Below are 19,842 nucleotides of genomic sequence, written 5' to 3'. Positions count from 1 at the left end.
CCGTCCGCCCCCTTGGTTCCGCCGTGCGAAGTGCGAAGTGCGAGGTCGTAGAGCGTGTCATCACTGCCCGAGACTCCGTCCCGGTCCCTCACCGGGCCGCGGCGGACACGCGCGGAAGGTCCCGCGGACCTGGCGCTGCTGCCCGATCTGGTACGCGCCGTCCTCGCGCGGGACACGGCCGGCGCGGCGGGGGACCGGGACCGGGGCGGGGCCGCGGCCGGCTGGGCCGTGGAACCGGGCGCGTTCTGGTGCCACGTCCGGCCGGGGGACGCCGTCCGCCGCACCCAGGGGTGGAAGCTCCACGTCTCGGCCACCCCGCTCTCGGCCCCGCTGGTGCTGGCTCGGGCCGCCGAGGTGCTGACCGCCCACCGGGCGCCGTTCAAGTTCGCGGCGAGCCCCGCACGGGTGGCCGCCCTGGTCTCGGGGCGCTTCGCCCGGGGCGGGGCCGGCAAGTTCATCACGGTCTACCCGGTCGACGACGCCCAGTTCCGGCTGCTTGCCGAGGAGTTGCACCGGGCCACCGTGGGGCTGCCCGGACCCGCGGTCCTCTCCGACCGGCGCTACCTGCCGGACAGTCAGGTCTACTACCGCTACGGGGTGTTCGCGGCGGCCCCCGAACTCACGGCCGACGGAGCCTTCGCCGCCCGCCTGACCGACCCCGAGGGCCGGCCGGTGTCCGACGAGCGCAACGCCTGGTACAGCCCGCCGTCCTGGGCGGGCGAGCCGTTCCCGGGCCGCCCGGTCGCTCCGGCCCGCAGCACGGCCACCGCGAAGCCCGTGCTGCTGAACGGGCGCTACCTCGTGCGCGGGGCGATCCAGCACTCCAACAAGGGGGGCGTCTTCCGGGCCGAGGACACCGCCACCGGCGACCGGGTGGTCGTCAAGCAGGCCCGCCCCCATGTGGGCGCCGGCCTCGAAGGGCTGGACGTACGGGACCTGCTGCGCCGGGAGGCGGCCCTGCTGGACCACTTCGGCCGGCGGTTCCCCGACCGGGTTCCCCGGCTCGTCGAGGTGTTCGAGCAGCAGGGCAGCGCCTTCCTGGTCGCCGAGTCGGTGCCGGGGGCGACCCTGCGCCGGACCGTCGCCGAGCGGCTGGTCCGGGAGGGCTCCGCCTGCCCCGACGGGCCGACCGCCGGCCCCCTGGTCCGACAACTGCTCGAACTGGTCGCCACCGCCCACGAACTCGGCGTCACCCTGCACGACTTCAACCCGAACAACGTCATGGTCACCCCCGACGGGCAGCTGCGGCTGATCGACCTGGAGATGGCCGCCGCGCAGGGCGAGCGCTGGGTGCTCGGCGCCACCCGCGGCTATACCGCCCCCGAACTGCGCGCCGCCGACCCGGTGGCTCCCGCGTTCGGGCCCGCCGTGGACCTGTACGCCCTGGGCGCCACCATCCTGCACGCCCTGACCGGCGCCGATCCGCTCTTCGCGGCGGACCGGCCCGCAGCGGGGGCCCGCCCGGACGAGGAGCGGCTGTCCCGGCTCCTGGACCTGCTGGCCCGCGACCAGCCGCTCGTACGACGGTACGGGCCGCTGGTCCGGGGGCTGATGCGCGACGCGCCCGAGGACCGCTGGACCCTGGAGCGGGCCCGGGAGGCCCTCGACGGCGGCCCGGCGCCGACGACGGCACCCGGAGGCCCCGCGGGGTCCACGGGGTCCACCGGGTCCACGCGGTCCGCCGGGTCCACGGGGTCCGCCGGGTCCACGGACGCGGCGCGGGTGCGCGCACGGCTGCTGCACGACGGCATCGCCCACCTGCTGGCCACCATGCGCCCGGCGGACCCCGACCGGCTCTGGGCCGCGGACTCCTTCGGCGAGACCTGCGACCCGGTGGCCCTCCAGCACGGCTCGGCGGGCGGAGTGGGCGTGCTCGCCCGGGCCCTGCGCCACGCGGACGACCTCGCGGCCGGATCCCCGTACGCGACCGCCCCCGGCACCCGGGACGGCACCCGGGACGGCTCCCAGGACGGCTCCGGGGACGGCTCCGCGCGTGACTCCGCGTACGGGCCGCCCGTCACCCGGGAGGCCCTGCGCGCGGGGCTGCGTACGGCCGCGCTGTGGACGGCGGACCGGCAGGAGGCGCTGCCCGGCAACCTGCCCGGACTCCACTTCGGCCGGTCGGGCACGGCCTGGGCCCTGCTCGACGCCGCCCGGGCGCTGGGGGACGCGGCGCTCACCGAACGCGCCCTCGCCCTCGCCCTGGCGCTGCCCCTGGAGTGGCCCAACCCGGATGTCTGCCACGGCGCGGCCGGCGCCGGCCTGACCCAGCTGCACTTCTGGCGCACCACGGGGGACCGGCGCTTCCTCGACCGCGCCGTGCAGGCCGCCGAAGGGCTGCTGGCAGCGGCGCGGAGCACGCCCGAGGGCGTCTTCTGGCCGGTGCCCGAGGACTTCGACTCCGGTCTCGCGGGCGCCTGGCACTACGGGTTCGCGCACGGGGTGGCCGGTGTCGGCACCTTCCTGCTCCTGGCCTGGGAGGCGACGGGCGACGAGCGGCTGCGCGCCGCGGCCGTGGCGGCGGGCTCCACCCTGGCGGCGGCCGCCCGCCGCGGACCGGCGGGCACGCTGTGGCCGGTGGACCGGGCGCGGCACCTGTCGGGCTCCCCGGACCTGGCCAGGCACTGGTGCAGCGGCTCCTCGGGCGTGGGCACCTTCCTGGTCCGGCTCCGGTCCGCCGCCGGCCCCGGCGGCGAGGGCCTCGCCGACCTGGTGGAGGGCGCGGCCGCCGCCGTGCGGGCGGGCAGGGTGACCGATACGGCCGCCACCTGCCACGGGCTCGCGGGCAACGCCGAGTTCCTGCTCGACGCCGCCGAGCTGACGGGCGACGCGCGCCACCGGGCCGGAGCCGAGCTGCTGGTCGAGCACATGGCGGCCCAGGCGGTGCTGCGCGACGGCCGGCTGCTGGTGCCCGACGAGAACCGCACGTCCGTACTGGCCGAGTACGCCACCGGTCTGGCCGGGAGCCTCTCGCTGCTGCTGCGCCTGCGGTACGGCGGCCCGCGGGCCTGGCTGCCCGAGGGCGGACCGGGCCACCCATGAGTGTCCGGTGGCCGTCGGCCACCGGCTGCCGGACCCCTCCGGGGCCGGCGTTCCATCCGCAGTTCCATCCGCACAGAAGGAGACCGCCATGGCGGAGTTCGACATCGATGCCCTCCAGGTCCTGCCCGAGGACGTCCGTACCGAGGACGCCCGCGGCGAGGAGCACGCCGCCGCACTGATCACGGCCTGCCGCTGGCACACCAGCGGCTGCTGATCGCCCGCTGAACCGGCGGCGACCCCTGACGCCGCCCCAGGAGGGGACCGGAGCCTCACACCGGTCCCCTCCTCCGCGTCGCGGGCGTCGCGGGCGCCGCGGGATCCGGCGGGATCCGGCCGGGATGCCCTAACGGACCAGGGCGAAGGTGGCGGCCGCGACGGCCGCGCCCAGGGCGGCGCCCGCGATCACCTGGGCGACCGTGTGGTCCTTCAGCTCGATCCGGGACCAGCCGACGACGGCGACCACGGGGGAGGCGAGCAGGACCCAGGGCCCGTACGTCATCGCGAGCATGGCGAGGCTTCCGCACGACACCGCGGCGTGCACGCTGATCTTCCAGGCCCGGGTCACGGCGAGGAGCGCGGCGAGGGTGGCCAGCATGGCCGCGATCAGCGCGATCATGGTCCGGGGGGCGTCGAAGGCCCACAGCAGCAGGATGCCGGTGGCGACCGAGAAGATGATGAAGGTCATCACGACGAGGCGCTGCTGCCGCTGGCCGACGTGCCGGTCGGCCCAACGGCCGCGGCGGATGCCGTACTTGATGAAGGCCAGCGGGATGGCCGCGGCGAACAGGCAGCCGAGGAGGCCCCAGCCGATCCCGGCGAGGCGGCCGGTGTGCCAGCCGATGAGAACGGTGTCGGCGATGATCCACGTCTTGGGATCGAGCCCGTCGGTGACCAGGCGCGCGGCCCGGGACTCCTCCGACCGGATGAGCGTGGTCGTCACGCCGTGGCCTCCTGGCTGGTGGTGGTGAGGAACTCGTCGGCCACGGCGGAGTGGTAGATCCGCGCGATCTGGATGAGCTTGTCGACCTCGGTGGCGAAGTCGAGGTCGTCGATGCCCTCGGTGGCCGGCTCCTGCGTGCTCGCGACCGGCAGGGTGCCGCGGGCCTTGCCTTCGCGCGCGGCCCGCATCCAGAGGGCTTCGGCCGCGGGGCTCGTCGCCGGGTCGAAGCCCGCCCGCAGCGCGGCGCTCCGCGCCCGCTCGCGGATGTCGTCGGCGGCGTAGGCGTCGAGCGCCAGGGAGGCGTCACGGATCTCGATCACCCTGCGGTACAGCCGCAGGCGCGGGCTGCGCAGGAGTCCGGTCCTGAGGACGATGTCGGGGGTGACCGCGGTCAGGTCCTGCCAGAGCGGCTGGAGCCGGCGGAAGTGCCGGCCGTCCTGGACGGTCCGCCAGGCCACGCCGAACGCCGGGATGCTGCTTCCGACGAGGATGAAGCCGATCGCCATGTACTTCAGGGCGTCGGTGGCGTTGTCGACCGCGATGTCGCTGGTGCTGTCCGTGAGTCCGATGAGACGGGTCGTCATGTACCCGAACCGCAGCAGGGTGTAGAGCACGCCGACGGCGGTTCCGATGCCCATGAGCCGTACGCCGGTCCGCAGCCACCGGGCGCTGGCGTGCCGGGCGCTGCCCCAGAAGAGCCAGGTGGCGGTGGCCATGGCGATGCCGAGGTAGACGATGAAGACGAGGTAGTAGGCCGTCGCCCAACCGTTCCCCGCGTTCTTCTCGAAGAAGTCGGTCACTTCGCGGGGCCGCGGGACGAAGAAGAAGAACAGCACCGCCATGACCGCCATCGCCGTGAGGGCGACGTAGTGGCGGGTGCGCAGCCGGCGGCCGGTCTCCGGCCGGGCGATGGCGACGACGAAGTCGACGACCGCGCCGGCCGCGATCATGCCCAGCCAGTGTTTGACGAGGGTGGACAGGTTGTTGACCCCCGCCCATTCGTCCAGGGCGCGCATCACCCCGGGCAGACGGAGCGTCATGGAGAGCGTCAGGGCGGCGAACGCGGTCCACAGGGCCCGCTGCTTGACGGAGCGGACGGCTGAGGGAACCCGCCAGACCGTCACGGCCCAGAGCATGGTCAGGACGGCGATCTCGAGGTGTTTCACTTCACGACCAGGTGTTTCGAACGGGGTGCCCGAGGGCGTCATGGAGGCGCGCGAGGCGGTCCTCGGCCTCGCTGGAGATCGACTGCGTCGTGTAGCGGCCGGCCCGTTCGTGGATGAGCGTGGCCAGGGTCTCCGCCTGCCGTTCCTGCGGGCTCGCGAACTTGCTCCGCCCCATGAGGTGCGCGAGGCGGTTGACGTCGAGGCCGAGTTCCTCGTCGATGGACTCGGTCTCGCGGGCCACGCTCCTGATCCGGGCCGCCTCGGCGCGGATGATCGAGGCCACGGGAAGATCGGGGCTGTCGAGACCGGAGACGGCCGTCTGCGTGCGCGCCAGCAGGCGCTGGAAGTGCTCGGAGGCGCGGGCGATCTCGCGCTCCGACGGCTGCTCCGGCATCTCGAGCTCGGGGGCGACGTGTCCGAGCAGCATGTGCGATATCTCGTGCAGGACGATCTGCACCTTGAGGATCTCGGCGGCGACGGCGTCGTAGAACACGAGGTCGGCGACGTCCAGGCCGAGCCAGATCCCGCACGGCAGGGCCGGGTCTACAGGCCCGTCGAGGGGCAGCAGGATCAGGGGACGGCCGCGTTTCTCGGCTATGCCCTCACAGAAGGCCTCGAGGTCGAATGGCTGGGGGATGACGAGCTGGTCTGCGACGGCGGCGCACTCCGCATCGGCGCGCTTCCACCACCGCATGGTCGCCCTCCCCGCCCGTCGGCTCTCCGCGGCTCTCTGCGGCTCTGCGGCGCGAAGCCCAACTGCCCCATGCCGTCCGCCCATTTCGCACGCCTGAACGCTTGAGGGTAACCGGAAGCCTCACGGGCGGCCGGAAGACGTGTGCTGACAGGCCGAAACACCGTGGTCCACGCGAGTAGCATGACTGGTTTGCGCCTCAGGATCCCTTCCGGACTCCTCTCGGGGCTCCCCTCAGGGCTCCCTTCAGGATTCCTTGCGGCGGCGACGGCGCGGGTTCACGTCCGGAAGCCCTTCGGCCTTGCGGAGCTGCTTGATCAGGCCGGTGACGGACCTCATGGACCCGGCGGACAGCCCGCTGAGGCGGAAGGCGGCGGCTTTGACCTGCTCGTCCTCCAGGACCTGGGCGAACTCGTCGGCCGCGGCGGCCTTGCCCATCTCCTCGCGCAGCCGCGAGATCCGCTCCTCGATCCGCTGCTCGATCGCTTCGGCGTTCTCGCCGTCGGCGAGGTAGCCGACCGTGACGCCGAAGAAGTTGGCGATCGCGCGGATCGAGTCGATGCCGGGGTTCGGATTGTTGTTCAAGCGGATGGTCTGGACCGTGCCGTGCGAGACGGAGGGGCCGGGCAGGTTCCTGGTGCCCTCGGCGATCTCCTGGTACGTGTACGGACCGCGGCTCGCCGGGTGGATCGTCTCGATCAAGAAGCCGAGGCGGGCGCCCATGGTGTCCCGCCCGTCGGTGGGGGTCCCCTCACCCATCACCGTCACCGCTCCTGTCTACCGCTGGATCCCGTGACCGACCGCTGCACCGACCACCACCTGCATTATCTACTGGCCTAGACGGCTCTCACCACACAATGCAACGAACTGCATCTACCCGGCTAGCGGACACCGGCGAAAGTGACCCACGCCACTTCACCGGATGATCACCTCTCCGTTGCTTGACAGGGCACACGTGGGACGACGTATGTTCATCCCGTCATCTAGCCCACTAGATGCGCCGGTGCCCGACTTCTGGACGGTTCACGTCTAGCTTGCTGAGCTCCGGGGCTGCTGGGAGAGAAGGGCGCGGGGGAGGGGCGGTGATGCTGCGACAGCGTCGGGCGCCCCTGCGGCGGGGGCCGTGTTCGGAGGTTCCGGACCCCCCGGACGAACGGGGCGCGCCCGCTTTTCGGGGGTGCGGTGCAACGGGGGCCGGGTCGCCCCGGTCCCGTGGGCTGGGGCACGGGGGTGCTCGGCGCACGGGACCGGGGAGCTCGCCGGCGGGCCCGGACCCGGCCGATGGTCGGCCTCGGACCGGCCGTGAGTCCGGAACGTTCCCTTTCCGGCCGGCCCGTGCTAGAACTGGAATCCGCAGCCATTGGTCTAGACCGGATGGCGTACGTGCGGTGGACCGCATGACGGCACCGCACACATGAAATCGCAGTGGGAGTCAACGAAGACCAGCCAGGACCCTGCCACCCCAGGAACGCGCAATGTACTCTCCCGCACCTCCTCCGCAGCGCCGGATCGTCAGGTCGGCCCCCCGCTGGCACCTCTCCGCATGCAGGGAGTCCCCCCGTGCGGCGCGCCGGCAGGTGGTGGCGACGCTGACGACCTGGGACCTGGAGAACCTGGTCGACGACGCCGCTCTCGTCATCTCGGAACTCGTCACCAACGCCGCCACGCACGGCCTCGGCCCCATCTGGCACAAGGCTGGCCACGGTCACCCTCGACGACGCCACCACGGCCGTGCACATGGTCGTCGGCGACTCGGGCCCCGGATGGCGCGGCCGTGAACCGGGCCGCGCGACCTCACGGGACACGTCCGGTCGCGGACTCGACATCGTCGACGCGCTCGCCGCCCTCTGGGGCGCCGCCCACACGGCGGCCGGCCACCAGGTCTGGGCCGAACTGCCCACCCCGACGACCGGACTCCGAGAACCCGGCCGCGCCCGCCCGGGAGGGCGGATCGCCGCCGAACGGGAGCCCGTACAGGGTGTCGGGACGGGCTGCGCGGCGTAGCGCGGGCGAGTCGGAGCAGCGGTGGTCCGGCCGCCGTCTGTGACACGGTTGAACCTGTCGATGACCGGCGGCGCGAAGGGGGATGGCGTGCGACTGTCACGGGAGGTCACCGGGTGGGCGTTCATCGCCGAGGTGGAGGGGACCCGCCGGGCCGGCCTGGCGGTCGGCCTGGCCGACATCAGCCCCTTCACCGCGGGTGGCGGGGCCGGAGGCAGCCTGTTCGCGCGCGCGTACGCGCGGGGCCTCCCGGCGCTCCTCTCACTGGACGCGCTGCCGTTCGGCCGCCCCGCCGACCCCCGGTGGTGCGTCACGCAGGACGCGGGGGGTGTCCTGTCCGTCCTCGACCCCGATGGCGCGCCCTTCGCCCACGACCTCGACCTGGAAAGGCCGCCGGGGTGGCGCGAGGCGGCGGAGGCCTCGGGCTCGGTCATGCTGATCGTGTCCCACGTACTCCCCGCCACCGGCGATCCCCTGGACGCGCTGGTCTTCGAAACGGGGCGGGGGATGGTGTGCGCCGGCTCCGTGCGCTTCGGTGAGCCCGCCCGCGCGGCGGACGATCCGCCGACGGTCACGTTCGTCATCGACCCGGTCGGCGTGCTCATGGACCTGGCGCAGTACGTGTGCGATCGGATCATCTCCTTGGACGAGGCGAAGCGACGGGCGCGCCAAGTGGAGGAGACACGGCGGGCCTTGGCGGAGCACCACGCGCTGTCCGCCGGGGCGATGGTGGATCCGCTGTTCGGGGACGGGTTCCCCGAGCACGGCGGCCCGGCGGAGTTCATGTACGTCTACTGGCGACTGGTCGCCGAACTCGCCGACGCCTGCGGGAGGGAGGCCGCCTGGCGGGTCGCGGCGTTCCGGACCGTCGAGGCGGGCGTCCGACTGGTGGCGGACCGGTCCGACCGCGCCGTGTTCGAGGAGTCCGCAGCGGTGGCGGCCCGCCTGATCGACAGCCTGGGCGGCTCCGCCGGCCCGGAAGCCGGCCCGGAAGCCGGCCTGGTGGCCGCGCTGCTGGCCGCCGCCCGGTTGCGGCTGGCCACCCGCGGACCGGAGGACCTGGCCGCCGACGCGTACGCGCGCGAGCTGCTGACCACCTGGTTCGCCCGGCTGACCGCTGACCTGTACCGCACGTGGTCCACCGAAGAGGAGCCCTTCCAGAGGGAGTCCGCCCGGCTGGTGGCGGAAGCGGGACAGCTGGTGGTGCGGGCGCTGGAGCTGGACGGCGGCTCGATGAGGCCCCGACTGCTGGCGGTACTCGCGCAGATCCTCGCGGACGGGGAGGGAGTTCACCGTGACGCCGCCGACGCCGCGCTGTCGGCATGGAGTGCCGCGCCGGGCGCCGACGAGCCGGACCTCGCGCTGTTCCTTCTGCGGACGACGAGCAGGGTGTCCCCGGAGACGGCCGCCGGGCTGCTCGCGGGGGTGTTCGGGAGGCCGCTGGCCGATTTCGTCGCCGCCCACGGCACGACGATGACCGCGAAGGTGATCAACCAAGGCGTCAACCTGGCCCGGGAACGCGCCGACCGGCCGCTGCTGCGCACCGTGTTGGACTGGGCGGACCAGCTCGACGTCCAGTGGGCCCCCACCCACCGCAGGCAGCTGATCGAGGCCCGGCTCCACGCGCTGCCCGACGACCCGAGCGAGTGCCCGCGTCCCGGCCAGCCGCTCCCGGTGTCGTTCCCGGAGTCCTGGACGGCGGCGCAGCGATCCGCGGCTCTGCTGCACGCGGCCGCGCACGCCCGCGACCGGCGGCAGCCGGCGTGGGGGCTCACCCTGCTGCGGCAGGCGGGCAACGGCCTGAGCGAGGAAGTCCGGCTGCTCACGGCGGATCTGTACTACCAGGCGACGACGGCGGACGAGCCGCCCCCGGGCCCCGTCCCGTTCCCGTGGGGCTACTACACGTACGCGGCACTCGGCTACGCATCGCTCGGCTTCGAGGAACTGGCGCGGGCGAGCCTGGTGCCGTTCGTGATGCGGATCGGCAACCTGCACGGCGGCGAACTCGTCGACGCACTGCGCGCGATCATCGTGGACGCGCCGAACTTCGACACGAGCAGCTCGCCCGAACTCGGCGGGCTCCTGCGCGACCTCGTGCACTCGGCGGTCTGGCAGATCGTCTCCGAAAGCGAGACGCTGCCCATGGGCCTCCTCCTCGGCCTGCACCATGCGGGCAAGGGATCGGAGCTCGGCGCGTGGTGGCGCATTGACGGCCCGCTCGAACTCCCCGCGCACATCCAGCACTTCATCGCCAAACTGCGCGACCTGGAGGAGCCGGCCACCGACGGCGCCTTGCCGAACCCGCCGAACCTGCTGAACGTGATGGACACGGACCGCCGACCGAGCGGCCACGACAACGCGCAGATCGCCCGGAACCTGCGGTGGCGCATCTCGTCGTTCATCGACGACGAGCTGCGTCGCCGCTCGGCACCGCTCACCGACGACCAGCACATCTGGGCCAAGGTGCCCGATCTGCTGGACGATCGAACGGTGCTGCTGACGTGGTTCCTGCCCGCGGCGATGAACGGCGCGGCCGTGCTGCTCGCCGTCACCAGGCAGGGCCAGGAACTCGTGGTACGCCTAGGCGAGCGCGAGCAGGAGCAGTCGAACGAGAACGAGAACGAGAACGAGCAGGGGCAGGGGCAGGGGCAGGGGCAGGACGACCGGCACCCGGTGGCGGACCGGGTCGAGGCGATCCGGTCGGAGGTCGAACGCGACCCGCTGTTCGCCGATGTGACGCCGGAGGGCAGCCGGCTGCTGGAGTCGGCCGGCCTGCCGCTCAGCGGCAGCGAGCGGTGGGCCGAGTGGCGCGTCCAGGGCAAGGACCGCATCCTGGCCTGGCCGCACGGCGCCCTGCACTACCTGCCCCTCCCGCTGTGCCGCACGGGCGGCCGCCTGCTCGCCGACGACTGGACGGTCACCACGATCGCGGGCCTCGAAGCCCTGGCACCCGTCGAGGTCCCCGCGCGTGCGCGCCGCACCGCCGTACTGGCCTCCGCCGCCGGGGGCGTCCCCTTCGGCCTGCGGGCGGAGCCGGCGCTGGAGGAGCACGCGCGGAAGGTCGCCGGGGCGGTGGGCGCCGAAGCCCTCACCGGTCCCGCGGCCACGCGCGACAGGCTGCGCGCGGAGATGTCCACGGCGGACGTCGTCCACATCGCCGCACACGGGACACTGGACGAGGACGCACCGTGGATGCACTGCCTCTACCTCACGCAGGACGGCGACGACGACGGCCGCGTATTCGCCTACGACTTCCTCGACGTCGACCTGCGCGGCGTCCGCCTCGTCACGCTCGCCGCCTGCGAGTCGGCGCTGGGCCGGTTCGACCGCGGGGACAACATCCGCGGCATCCCGTCGGCACTGATCACCGCCGGGGCGCAGGCCGTCGTCGGGTGCCTGTGGCCCGTACGACCGGAGCCCGCCACGTACTTCTACCACCACCTGCACCAGGGGGTCGCGCGCGGCGCGGAACCGGAGCGAGCCTTCCGCGGCGCCCAACTCGCCACGCGCACGACGTATCCCCATTACCGTGACTGGGGAGCGTTCACCTACGTGCACGGCAGGAGCAAGGGAGCCGCCGCATGACCGAGATTCGACTGCACGACGTCGAACTCGTGCCGGAGCGTACGCTCGGCAGCCCGGCGGACGACGCACCGCTGCGCGGCAGGCTCACTTTCGGCTGGGACCTCCTGCCCGCCGACCGTGCGGGCGCGCCGGCCGACTGGCTTTCCTACCTCGGCGCCACACCAGACCGGGAGTTCCGGCACCTGCTGATGGTGTGCTCGTTCCGCCCGGAGACTCCGACGAGCAAAGGCGTCTTCCGCCACGCCTCCCTGGGCGTCGCACTGTCCACACCGGAGCCCGGCGTACAGCCGATGGCGCGCCTGATCGACCCGGGCGAGCGCACCCGTCCGGTCGCCGGACTCGGGACGGGTTTGAGCTTCACGGTCACGACGGGCGTGCTGGACGTGGGGGTGGAGAAGCCGGCTGGAGCCGGACCGGCGAGGGAGGAGTGGACCGTCCGGGGCCACGGGGCTTCCCAGCCGAACCCGCAGTGGGAGTTCCGACGGGTCAAGGGTTTCCCACTGGTCGGCGATCACCCGGTGGCCGCACTGGTGGAGCTCGTGCCCGGCCGCGTGAACACGGCCGAGGTACGGGTCGCGGCGGAACTGGAGCACCGCAACTGGGGCCTCCGCCGCTACCGCGCACAACTCGCGCCGACACCGCACACCATCGCACTGTCAGACTGACCCGCCCCGGGGGCCGTTCGCGAAGCTCGCCCGGATGTCGCTGTTCAGCTCTTGCGGGCCAACGGTTGCCCGGCGAAGCTCACCCCGTCCAGGCCATGGGCCATGAGGTTGCGAATGTTGCCGTGGTCGGTGTCGTTCGGCGTCGCCAGCACACCGCGATAGTGCTCACCGAACGCCAGCAGCGCTTCCTGGTCGCTCAGCCCTTCCAGCAGGGCCAGCCCCAGCGTCTTGCAGGAACCCTCGTTCGCACCTGCGGCATTTTCCAGTTCCCCGTTGCGGAACGCCTGCGGCTGATACTCGTAATGCGCGGCGATGAAGGCCAAGGTGTCGGCGAACTCGTGCTCACCTGACGCAAGGCTCGCCCGCAGCGAGTTCAGATCAGTCATGTGGGTTCCCCTGGGTTGAACAGACGATCCGATTGCCGTCCGTGACCGGACGACATTACCCCCTCGCGACACGTCGGAACGAGCAGCATCTCCGCAGGTCACGCTGTGCGCTTATGCGACCCATGGGGGCCGGTTCCGAAAGTTCGCAGGATCTAGTTGATCAAGGGCGTCGATGTGCCGGCTACAGCCAGTCGCGCTTCTTGAAGATGATGTACAGGCTGACGCAGACCACTGCCATCAGGAGGATGGCGAAGGGGTAGCCGCCGGCCCACTTCAACTCCGGCATGTCTTCGAAGTTCATGCCGTAGATGGTTCCCACGAGTGTGGGTGCAAACAGGATGGCGGCCCGCGAGGAGATTTTTTTGAAGTTGTCGTTCTCAACGCGTTGACCTGCGCGGATCGCTGCATGAGGCGTGCTGACCTGCGGCGTTACGTGTTTCCGATGCTTTCACGGTGACGCCGAATTGTGCGGTCGATTCTCCCCAGCCGCTCCCCAGCGCTGCTCATTCTCCCCAGATTCTCCCCAGCCGCAGCGGGTTCTCGACGGTGCTTCCGCTGGTGAGGCGGCCTTCCTGGGGCTTGCTGAGCCGCTTCGCACAGTATCGGAAGGGGCGTGCTCCGGGCCGCGCGGCGTCAGATCGTGCGTGACGATCTTGACGACCTCATCACGGACCTCGACAAGATCCACGGCCCGGCGGACCTGGAGGCGGTGGCGACGAAGCGGGCCAGGCTGACGGATCCCGAGCCCGGGGCCGAGGCGGCTGCGTGTGGGCTGAGGAGGCGATTCACGGGCCCCGCGTACGTGTCACCTCTCGGTCTGCTGCCAGACGGAGGTGAGCGCCGTGACGGGGTCGGTGTCGGCCGGCGCTGCCGGCCACCAGTCGCCGTCGTCATCCTGGAGGTAGGGGTACCAGCGGGTGTCGGGGCCCAGGCGCACCTGGATGCCGTGGCCGGTGAGAGTGAGGCGGTTGCGCCAGGCCCTGAGGGCGACCGGGGTGGTGGTCATTTCGGTGAGGGCCTCGGTCAGGGCGCTGCGGGCTGCTCTCATCGCCGTCGGGTCGGGGGTGTGGGGCTGTTCGGCGACGGTGATGCCGGTTGGGCCGCCATATCGCCAGGCGCGGGTGAGGCGGGCGAACGCGGTCGGTTCGGTACCGGTGTTCTGGATGAGGTGGTGGAACCACTCGGGTCCGCAGTTGCTCGCGGCGATCCGTGCCGCGTCCTCGCGCTGGGTCAGGTGCAGGCTGGTGGTGTCGCCCGTGAGCAGTCGGGCAGCGCGTGCGGCGGTGTCCGTCATGAGGCGTTCGAGGTCCGCGGTGGACAGACCGGTGCCGGGTGGCGGGGCGGCGGGCAGTGCGGCGGTGTGGGGGGCCGGTTCGGGGAGCTCCGGAAGGGGTGGAGGGTGTTCGGCCAGGGCAGCCCAGGCCGCATAGGCGCCGACGGCCGGGAGGCCGGCTGGGGCCGGTGGGGTGGAGGCCGCTTGGGCGGCCGCACGGCGGGCGCGCAGCTGGGCGAGGACCTCCTCCCGTCCGCGGCCGCGCAGCGCGAACACCACGAAGGGGTCGGCGTCGATGGTGGAGGCGATGGCGTAGCAGAGCGCGGCGGCGTGTTTGCAGGGGTAGCCCCAGTCGGGGCAGGAGCATTCGGGGTCGAGTTCGGTGGGCTGCGGGAGCAGGGGGATGCCAGCGTGGCGGGCGTCGTCGACGAGTTCGGCGGGCATATCGCCGTCGAGGAGTGCGGCGAGATGCCCGGCCCGGGCTGAGATGGTGTCGAGGAGGGTGTCCCACTGGGCGTCGGTGAGGACGGGCAGGTGGACGGCGGAGCGGTAGGGGCGGGGCCTGCTGCCCCTGACGGCTGCTTTGACCTGGCCGGGGGCGATCGCGGTCGGGCCTACCATGCCCTGGCGGGCGTAGGTGCGTCCGCGGGACAGGCGTCCCGAGTCCAGGGTGGAGTCCTCCAGGGCCGTCACCCATGCCTGGCCCCACCAGGTCGTGGCGAAGGCACGCCTGCCGCGGGCGGGCGTGCGGCGCGGGCCGGGGATCGAGGGGCTCATTCCTGCCTCCCCAGCGCTACGAGTTCGGCGAGATCGGCGTCGGACAGTTCGGTCAGAGCCGCCTCACCGGAGCCGACCACGGCGTCGGCGAGCGCGCGCTTGGATTCGAGAAGCTTCGCCACCTTGTCCTCCACGGTCCCCTCCGCGATGAGTTTGTGGACCTGTACCGGTCTATCCTGGCCGATGCGGTAGGCGCGGTCGGTGGCCTGGTCCTCAACCGCCGGGTTCCACCAGCGGTCGTAGTGCACGACATGGGTGGCACGGGTGAGGTTCAGGCCGGTGCCCGCGGCCTTCAGGGAGAGCAGGAACACCGGCACCTCGCCGCGCTGGAAGCGGTCCACCATCTCCTCGCGCGCGGTGACGGGGGTGCCGCCGTGTAGGAAGAGGGTGGGGACGCCTCGTTCCGCGAGGTGCTTCTCCAGCAGGCTCGCCATCTGCTTGTACTGGGTGAAGACCAACACCGACTCGCCTTCGGCGGTGATGGTGTCGACCAGTTCGTCGAGCAACGCCAGTTTGCCGGAGCGGCCGTGCAGCGGTGTGGACTGGCGCAGGCTGTGCTCTTTCAAATATTGGGCGGGGTGGTTGCAGATCTGCTTCAGTGCGGTGAGGAGCTTCAGGATCAGGCCGCGGCGGGCGATGCCCTCGGCTTCGTTGATCTTCGCCATGGTTTCGCGGACCACCGCCTCGTACAGACTTGCCTGCTCGGCGGTCAGCGGCACGACGCGGTCGGTCTCGGTCTTGGCGGGCAGTTCGGGGGCGATGCCCGGGTCGGACTTCCTGCGGCGCAGCAGGAACGGGCGGACGAGACGGGACAGCCGTTCGACGGCCTGCGGGTCCTCGCCCGACTCGATCGCGCGGGCGTGGCGGTCGCGGAAGGCGGTGAGCGGTCCGAGGAGTCCGGGAGTGGTCCAGTCGAGGAGCGCCCACAGTTCGGAGAGGTTGTTCTCCACGGGAGTGCCGGTGAGGGCGACGCGGGCGCGGGTGGGCAGGGCGCGCAGCTCGCGGGCGGTGACGGCGTAGGGGTTCTTGACGTGCTGGGCCTCGTCGGCGGCGATCAGCGACCAGGCGTTCTCGGCGAGGGTCTCCCGGTCGCGGCGCAGGACCCCGTAGGTGACCAGGACGATCTCGTCGTCGGCGAGGTCTTTCAGGTGGCGGTCGCCGCCGTGGTAGCGGCGCACGGGGGTGGACGGTGCGAACCTGGCTGCCTCGCGCTGCCAGTTGCCGAGCAGCGAGGCGGGGCAGACGACGAGCGTGGGGCCCGCGGTGGCGGGGTCGGTCTGGCGGTGCAGGTGCAGAGCGAGCAGGGTGATGGTCTTGCCCAGGCCCATGTCGTCGGCGAGGCAGCCGCCGAGACCGAGCTCGCACATCTCGGCCAGCCAGGCGAGGCCCCGTTTCTGGTAGTCGCGCAGCGTGGCCTTCAGTGCGGAGGGCTGCGGGGCGGGGGTGCGGGATTCGGGGTCGCGGACACGGGCGACGAGGCCGCCGAGCGCACCGACCGCCGTGCAGCGAAAGGTCTCCCCGTCCCGCTCCGCTTCGCCGGTCAGCGCGGCGCCCAGCGCCTCCATGGGAGTGAGCGGTTCCATCCGGCGGCGCCGGGCGCGGGCCACCAGCTTCGGGTCGGCGACCACCCACTGGTCGCGCAGCCGGACGAGGGGGCGACGCGTCTCCGCGAGGGCGTCCATCTCGGCCTCGGTAAGCGGGTCTCCGCCGAGCGAGAGCTGCCAGCGGAAGTCGAGGAGGGTGTCGGCGTCGAGCATGCCGCCCGTGCTGGAGCCGGGCGCGGTGCGTTGCCCGATCTCCGCGGTCGCGGTCAGTGCCTTGACGAGCTCGCGCGGCCAGTGCACGTCGACACCGGCGGCGCGCAGCGTGTCGGTGGCGTCGCCCAGCAGGTCGAAGGCTTCGTCGTCGGTCAGCCGCAGCTGGTCCGGAGCGGCGTCCTTCAGCAGCCGGTCGAGCGGTGGCCAGACGTGGGCGCCGCGGCGCAGTGCGAGCAGCGTCTCGGTTTCGGCGCGCGGGCCGAGCAGGCGCTCGGTCTCGGCCGGCTCGCTCCACAGCTGTGCGGCCTCCACGACGAGCGCCGGATCCGCAGCGGTGTGCAGCTGGAGGACGGCCCGGAAGTGCCGGCGGCGTCCCTCGGGTACGTCGACCCGCAGCGAGATCCGGACGTCGGCGGTGAACGCGGCGGCGGTCTCCTCGGCCCACTCGTGCAGGGTGGGCACGGCACGCGTCTCGCGCCAGGCGTACGGCAGGGTTCCCATGGCGAGCGGAGCGGCGGGGGTACGGACCAGGGCATCGGCGACCGCGTCGCAGAACCGGCGCACCAGCGCGGCCGGTTCGGCGATCCGCAGCGGGGCAGGACCCGGCTCCGGCAGGCAGTGGCCGTGGGGCGGGAAGGCGGCGGCGAGGGCGTCCAGCGTCCGACGCTGGGCTGCGGTGAAGGGGCCCGCCTGCCAGGTGTCGTAGCCGGCGGGGGTGAGGGCCGGGTGGAGGCGGCCGTCGGCGAGCAGCCGGAGCGCGAAGCGGGCGGCGGCCTGCCAGGCGGCGGCGGATGGATGTGGTGGCTGTGCCCCGGACAGCGCGGCGACAGCGAGGGCGACGGGCAGCGCGTAACCCTCCGCCCTGCGCCGTCTGACCGAGCGGCCGTGCGGCAGCACGAGCTCCGCCGCCTCGGCCTCGACGCCCGCGGGTGCCGTGCCCTCGGCGGCGGCTGCCCCGGCGGGCTGCCAGAGCAGCAACCGGCCGAGGCGGGCGGGCTCGCCGGGCAGGAAGACCGCCGCCCAGCCGTCGTCGAGCAGACTCCGGGCCCAGGCCGCCGACTCCGGTGTGGCCAATGGCGGCACGCTCCTCGTGCCCGTGCCCTGCTCCCGTACGAGGACTCGTGCCACTCTCTTTTTCGCCTCACCGTCGTCCAGGCGGTCTTCACCGCGTCTTCTTCCACCAGCAGGTTTCGCCCCTGCCGTCACCGGCGGGAGTGGGCCTTGTTCGCCGCGGTACGCATGCGTTTGGCCAGCCGCTTGTCGACGCCGCGCAGGCCCTCACCCAGTTCGGCGAGCACTTGGGCGGTGGCTGGGTGCTCCACTCGCCACAGCTCGTCCACCCGCTGTTCGAGCGCCTCCGGCGCCGTGTTCCAGTTCTCCAGGAAGCCGCGGGTCAGTTCCTCGCTCTCCTGAGCACCGGCGAGGATCGACAGTCCGTCGATGAGCAGCCACAGTCCGGCCTCCTCCGCCCGCTCCGGGTCCACGCGCGCTTCTGCCCCAAGGCGTGCGCCCAGGGTCGTGGTGGCCACCTGGCGGCACCCCTCGACGTCGGAGTCCGCTGCCTTGCGCAGCACGCGCAGTGCCCGGGGGTCGTCGAGGTCGGCCAGCACCAGTTGGGCCACGGCGCGCTTCGACGCTGCCTCGGAGCCGTCTCCCGCGCATGCGTCGAGCAGCCCTACCGCGGCATCCGTCGCCGAACGGTGTGCCAGCCACCCTTCGACCTCCCGGCGCATCTCGTCGGGGGAGTAGCCCAGGAGCCCCTGGAGCAGAGCGTCGGCGTCCGCTTCGGCGTACTCGCCGAGCAGCGGCGCGGGCACACCGCACTCCATCAGGTACGCGCGGAGCCCGTAGCGGCCGAGTGGGGTGAGCCGCATGCGGTGCCCGCGCTGGTCGTCCCACGACGGGGCCGACGCTGCCGTCGAGGTTCCCGAACCGCCGCCCAGCTCCTCTCCGACCATGGCGTTCAGGAATGTGCGCAGCGTCTCCTCGGCCGAATCGTCCCCGTCACCGGGCTCGTACTCCACCGCGCCCAGCAGGGCGAGCCTTTCCCCGAGTCCCTGGAAGGACGCCGCGAACATCGCCTGGAAGAGATCGAACTCCGGCCCGTTCTCGCCCACCTCGCGGGCCTTCGCACGCAGGTCGTCGACATCCACCCAGGCGTCGTCCGGGTCGTCGTACAGCAGGCCGACCAGTCCGTCGGCGATCTCGGCCGTCAGCTCGCCCAACTCACCGTGCCACCCGTTCAGCACCCCCGTCTCACCGATCTCCTCCAGCAGATCGCCCATCGTGGCGGCCCAGAAATCCAGGAGGCCCTCACCGGTGAAGTCGGTTGCCGCGCCACCCCACGCGCGGCCACCGCTGATCGTGATCATTCCGCCATCCACGGCGAGCCACCACGGATCATCGAGAACGGCCACGTCCTTGGCGCTGCGCAGCGATTTCAACGCACGAGCCCTCGCGACGGCATCGGCATACGGCGAGTCGTCGCCGGCCAGTTTCCACAGCTGGATCTCCTCGACGGCCTCACGGGCGAGCGCGGGCCGCAGTACCCGGCCAGCGGTGACCTGCCGTCCCTCGCGGCACCAGGCGGCGAGCCGCAGCGCAGCGTCGAAGAGCGGAACACCCCGCACGGCAGCGACAAGGTTCTCCCGCGGAGCCAGCGTCACCGGGCGCAGCACGGGCACATCCTCGGCCGGTCCGTCGACTCCGGCATCGACGGGATCGCCCACCCCGCACTGCCCACAGGTACACAACGCCACGTCCTCGGCGGTCAGCCGACGGACACCGCCGCGCCCGGCCCCTTCACCGGTCGGCGGCTTCGCATTGCCGGACACCGTGTCCGGCGTCAGCCGGGCCAGCCGCGCGGTGATCCCGTCCCGGTCGAAGGCCGCCGGATCGTAACCGGCCGCCCGCAGCTCGGCGACAAGCTCGCCGTACGGGCCATCCCCTGCCCCGTCCGGGGTGCCGAGGAACTCCAGCACCTCAGCCAGCCCCCGCACGCCGCCGATGTCCTCGGCCGGTACGTCGGCGCGACGGCCGCCGACGCAGCGCACCGCCCGCTCCGCGTCGACCGGGCACGGCAGTGTCTTCTCCAGCGTGATCCCGTGCTCCCAGTCGTCGCCGAAGTCGTAGACGTAGCGCAGCCGTGCCTTCTCCTCGGCCAGCACGTCGCCGAGCGCGGTGGCGTCCTCGTCGCCGACCTCGTGGCCGAAGCCGAGGTCGATGCCGGTGAGTCGGGCCGCATCGCCGTACCCCCGGCCGAACTCGTCGGTGAAGAGATGCAGATGGCCACCGTGCCATCCGAAGGCGACCTGGATGGCGTCGTGCAGCGTCCCGAGCGAGGTATCGGACGGCAGCACGAGGCGCCGCCACAGGGGCGGTCTTGTGCCGTGCAGCACGATCTTCAGCTGGAGATCGGACGGGGCCGTCTTCCCGTCTCGCCGCATCTGCTGCTCCTACCGCACCGGGGCCACTCGAACGGCCCCATCATGGCGCTGCCGGTATGCCCGGCTCAAACCCGGTTGTGGCGGCCACCGTCCTTCGGGGCACACACGGTCCC

Annotated in this window: 14 protein-coding genes; 5 read left to right on the top strand and 9 right to left on the bottom strand. The window is 72.6% G+C overall.

Translation table 11 applies throughout. The features are described from left to right. The first annotated feature begins 54 nt into the window (after window positions 1-54). Entirely contained in the window at window positions 55-3,042 is a 2,988-nt protein-coding gene (lanL, locus tag DRB89_RS21200; protein ID WP_112451308.1) for a class IV lanthionine synthetase LanL, read from the top strand. Window positions 3,043-3,130: 88 nt separating this feature from the next. After that, entirely contained in the window at window positions 3,131-3,256 is a 126-nt protein-coding gene (locus DRB89_RS43760) for an ALQxL family class IV lanthipeptide (protein WP_189745961.1), read from the top strand. A gap of 129 nt (window positions 3,257-3,385) precedes the next feature. Here the strand turns inward: DRB89_RS43760 and DRB89_RS21195 are convergent, their stop codons facing one another. From DRB89_RS21195 to DRB89_RS21180, 4 genes are all read right to left on the bottom strand, one after another. Further along, window positions 3,386-3,982 (bottom strand): hypothetical protein, encoded by a 597-nt coding sequence (locus tag DRB89_RS21195; protein ID WP_239516265.1) that lies wholly within the window; start codon window positions 3,980-3,982, stop codon window positions 3,386-3,388. Then, window positions 3,979-5,148: an MAB_1171c family putative transporter gene (locus tag DRB89_RS21190; protein WP_112451307.1), complete on the bottom strand. Its 1,170-nt coding sequence runs from the start codon at window positions 5,146-5,148 to the stop codon at window positions 3,979-3,981. The genes DRB89_RS21195 and DRB89_RS21190 overlap by 4 nt, the downstream gene beginning before the upstream one ends. A 1-nt stretch (window position 5,149) precedes the next feature. Then, entirely contained in the window at window positions 5,150-5,842 is a 693-nt protein-coding gene (locus DRB89_RS21185; protein WP_112451306.1) for a hypothetical protein, read from the bottom strand. A gap of 243 nt (window positions 5,843-6,085) precedes the next feature. Then, window positions 6,086-6,598 carry an XRE family transcriptional regulator gene (locus tag DRB89_RS21180; RefSeq protein WP_112451305.1) on the bottom strand — a complete coding sequence of 171 codons (513 nt, stop codon included), beginning with the start codon at window positions 6,596-6,598 and terminating at the stop codon, window positions 6,086-6,088. A 978-nt stretch (window positions 6,599-7,576) separates the two neighbouring features. On the opposite strand from DRB89_RS21180, the gene DRB89_RS21175 reads away from it, so the two are divergent. From DRB89_RS21175 to DRB89_RS21165, 3 genes are all read left to right on the top strand, one after another. Continuing rightward, complete coding sequence (locus DRB89_RS21175; protein WP_112451304.1) at window positions 7,577-7,843, top strand: hypothetical protein; 267 nt, start codon at window positions 7,577-7,579, stop codon at window positions 7,841-7,843. 87 nt (window positions 7,844-7,930) lie between these two features. Further along, a complete protein-coding gene (locus tag DRB89_RS21170; RefSeq protein ID WP_162688672.1) occupies window positions 7,931-11,425 on the top strand; it encodes a CHAT domain-containing protein in 3,495 nt (1,164 codons plus the stop codon). Next, window positions 11,422-12,090 carry a hypothetical protein gene (locus DRB89_RS21165; RefSeq protein WP_112451302.1) on the top strand — a complete coding sequence of 223 codons (669 nt, stop codon included), beginning with the start codon at window positions 11,422-11,424 and terminating at the stop codon, window positions 12,088-12,090. Before DRB89_RS21170 ends, DRB89_RS21165 begins: the two co-directional genes overlap by 4 nt. 44 nt (window positions 12,091-12,134) lie before the next feature. Here the strand turns inward: DRB89_RS21165 and DRB89_RS21160 are convergent, their stop codons facing one another. The 5 genes from DRB89_RS21160 to DRB89_RS21140 all read right to left on the bottom strand — a co-directional run bounded on the left by DRB89_RS21160 (window position 12,135) and on the right by DRB89_RS21140 (window position 19,729). After that, window positions 12,135-12,476 carry a HopJ type III effector protein gene (locus tag DRB89_RS21160; protein WP_112451301.1) on the bottom strand — a complete coding sequence of 114 codons (342 nt, stop codon included), beginning with the start codon at window positions 12,474-12,476 and terminating at the stop codon, window positions 12,135-12,137. A 181-nt stretch (window positions 12,477-12,657) separates the two neighbouring features. Next, window positions 12,658-12,795, bottom strand: coding sequence for a CorA family divalent cation transporter (locus DRB89_RS44720; RefSeq protein ID WP_239516264.1), 138 nt, complete (start codon window positions 12,793-12,795; stop codon window positions 12,658-12,660). Window positions 12,796-13,281: 486 nt separating this feature from the next. Continuing rightward, the gene (locus tag DRB89_RS21150) at window positions 13,282-14,526 is read right to left on the bottom strand and encodes an SWIM zinc finger family protein (protein ID WP_112463382.1); all 1,245 of its coding nucleotides are present in this window, start codon (window positions 14,524-14,526) and stop codon (window positions 13,282-13,284) included. Beyond that, window positions 14,523-17,357, bottom strand: a complete 2,835-nt coding sequence (locus tag DRB89_RS21145; RefSeq protein ID WP_239516263.1) for a DEAD/DEAH box helicase — start codon at window positions 17,355-17,357, stop codon at window positions 14,523-14,525. The genes DRB89_RS21150 and DRB89_RS21145 overlap by 4 nt, the downstream gene beginning before the upstream one ends. 128 nt (window positions 17,358-17,485) lie before the next feature. After that, window positions 17,486-19,729 carry a plasmid pRiA4b ORF-3 family protein gene (locus DRB89_RS21140; protein ID WP_112452030.1) on the bottom strand — a complete coding sequence of 748 codons (2,244 nt, stop codon included), beginning with the start codon at window positions 19,727-19,729 and terminating at the stop codon, window positions 17,486-17,488. Window positions 19,730-19,842: the final 113 nt, after the last annotated feature.

Origin of the sequence: Streptomyces sp. ICC4 (genome assembly GCF_003287915.1) — a bacterium.
Classification (GTDB): Bacteria; Actinomycetota; Actinomycetes; order Streptomycetales; family Streptomycetaceae; genus Streptomyces; species Streptomyces tritrimontium.
The sequence above is the reverse complement of the archived record's forward strand: the minus strand, read 5'-3'. Positions and strand labels throughout refer to the sequence as shown.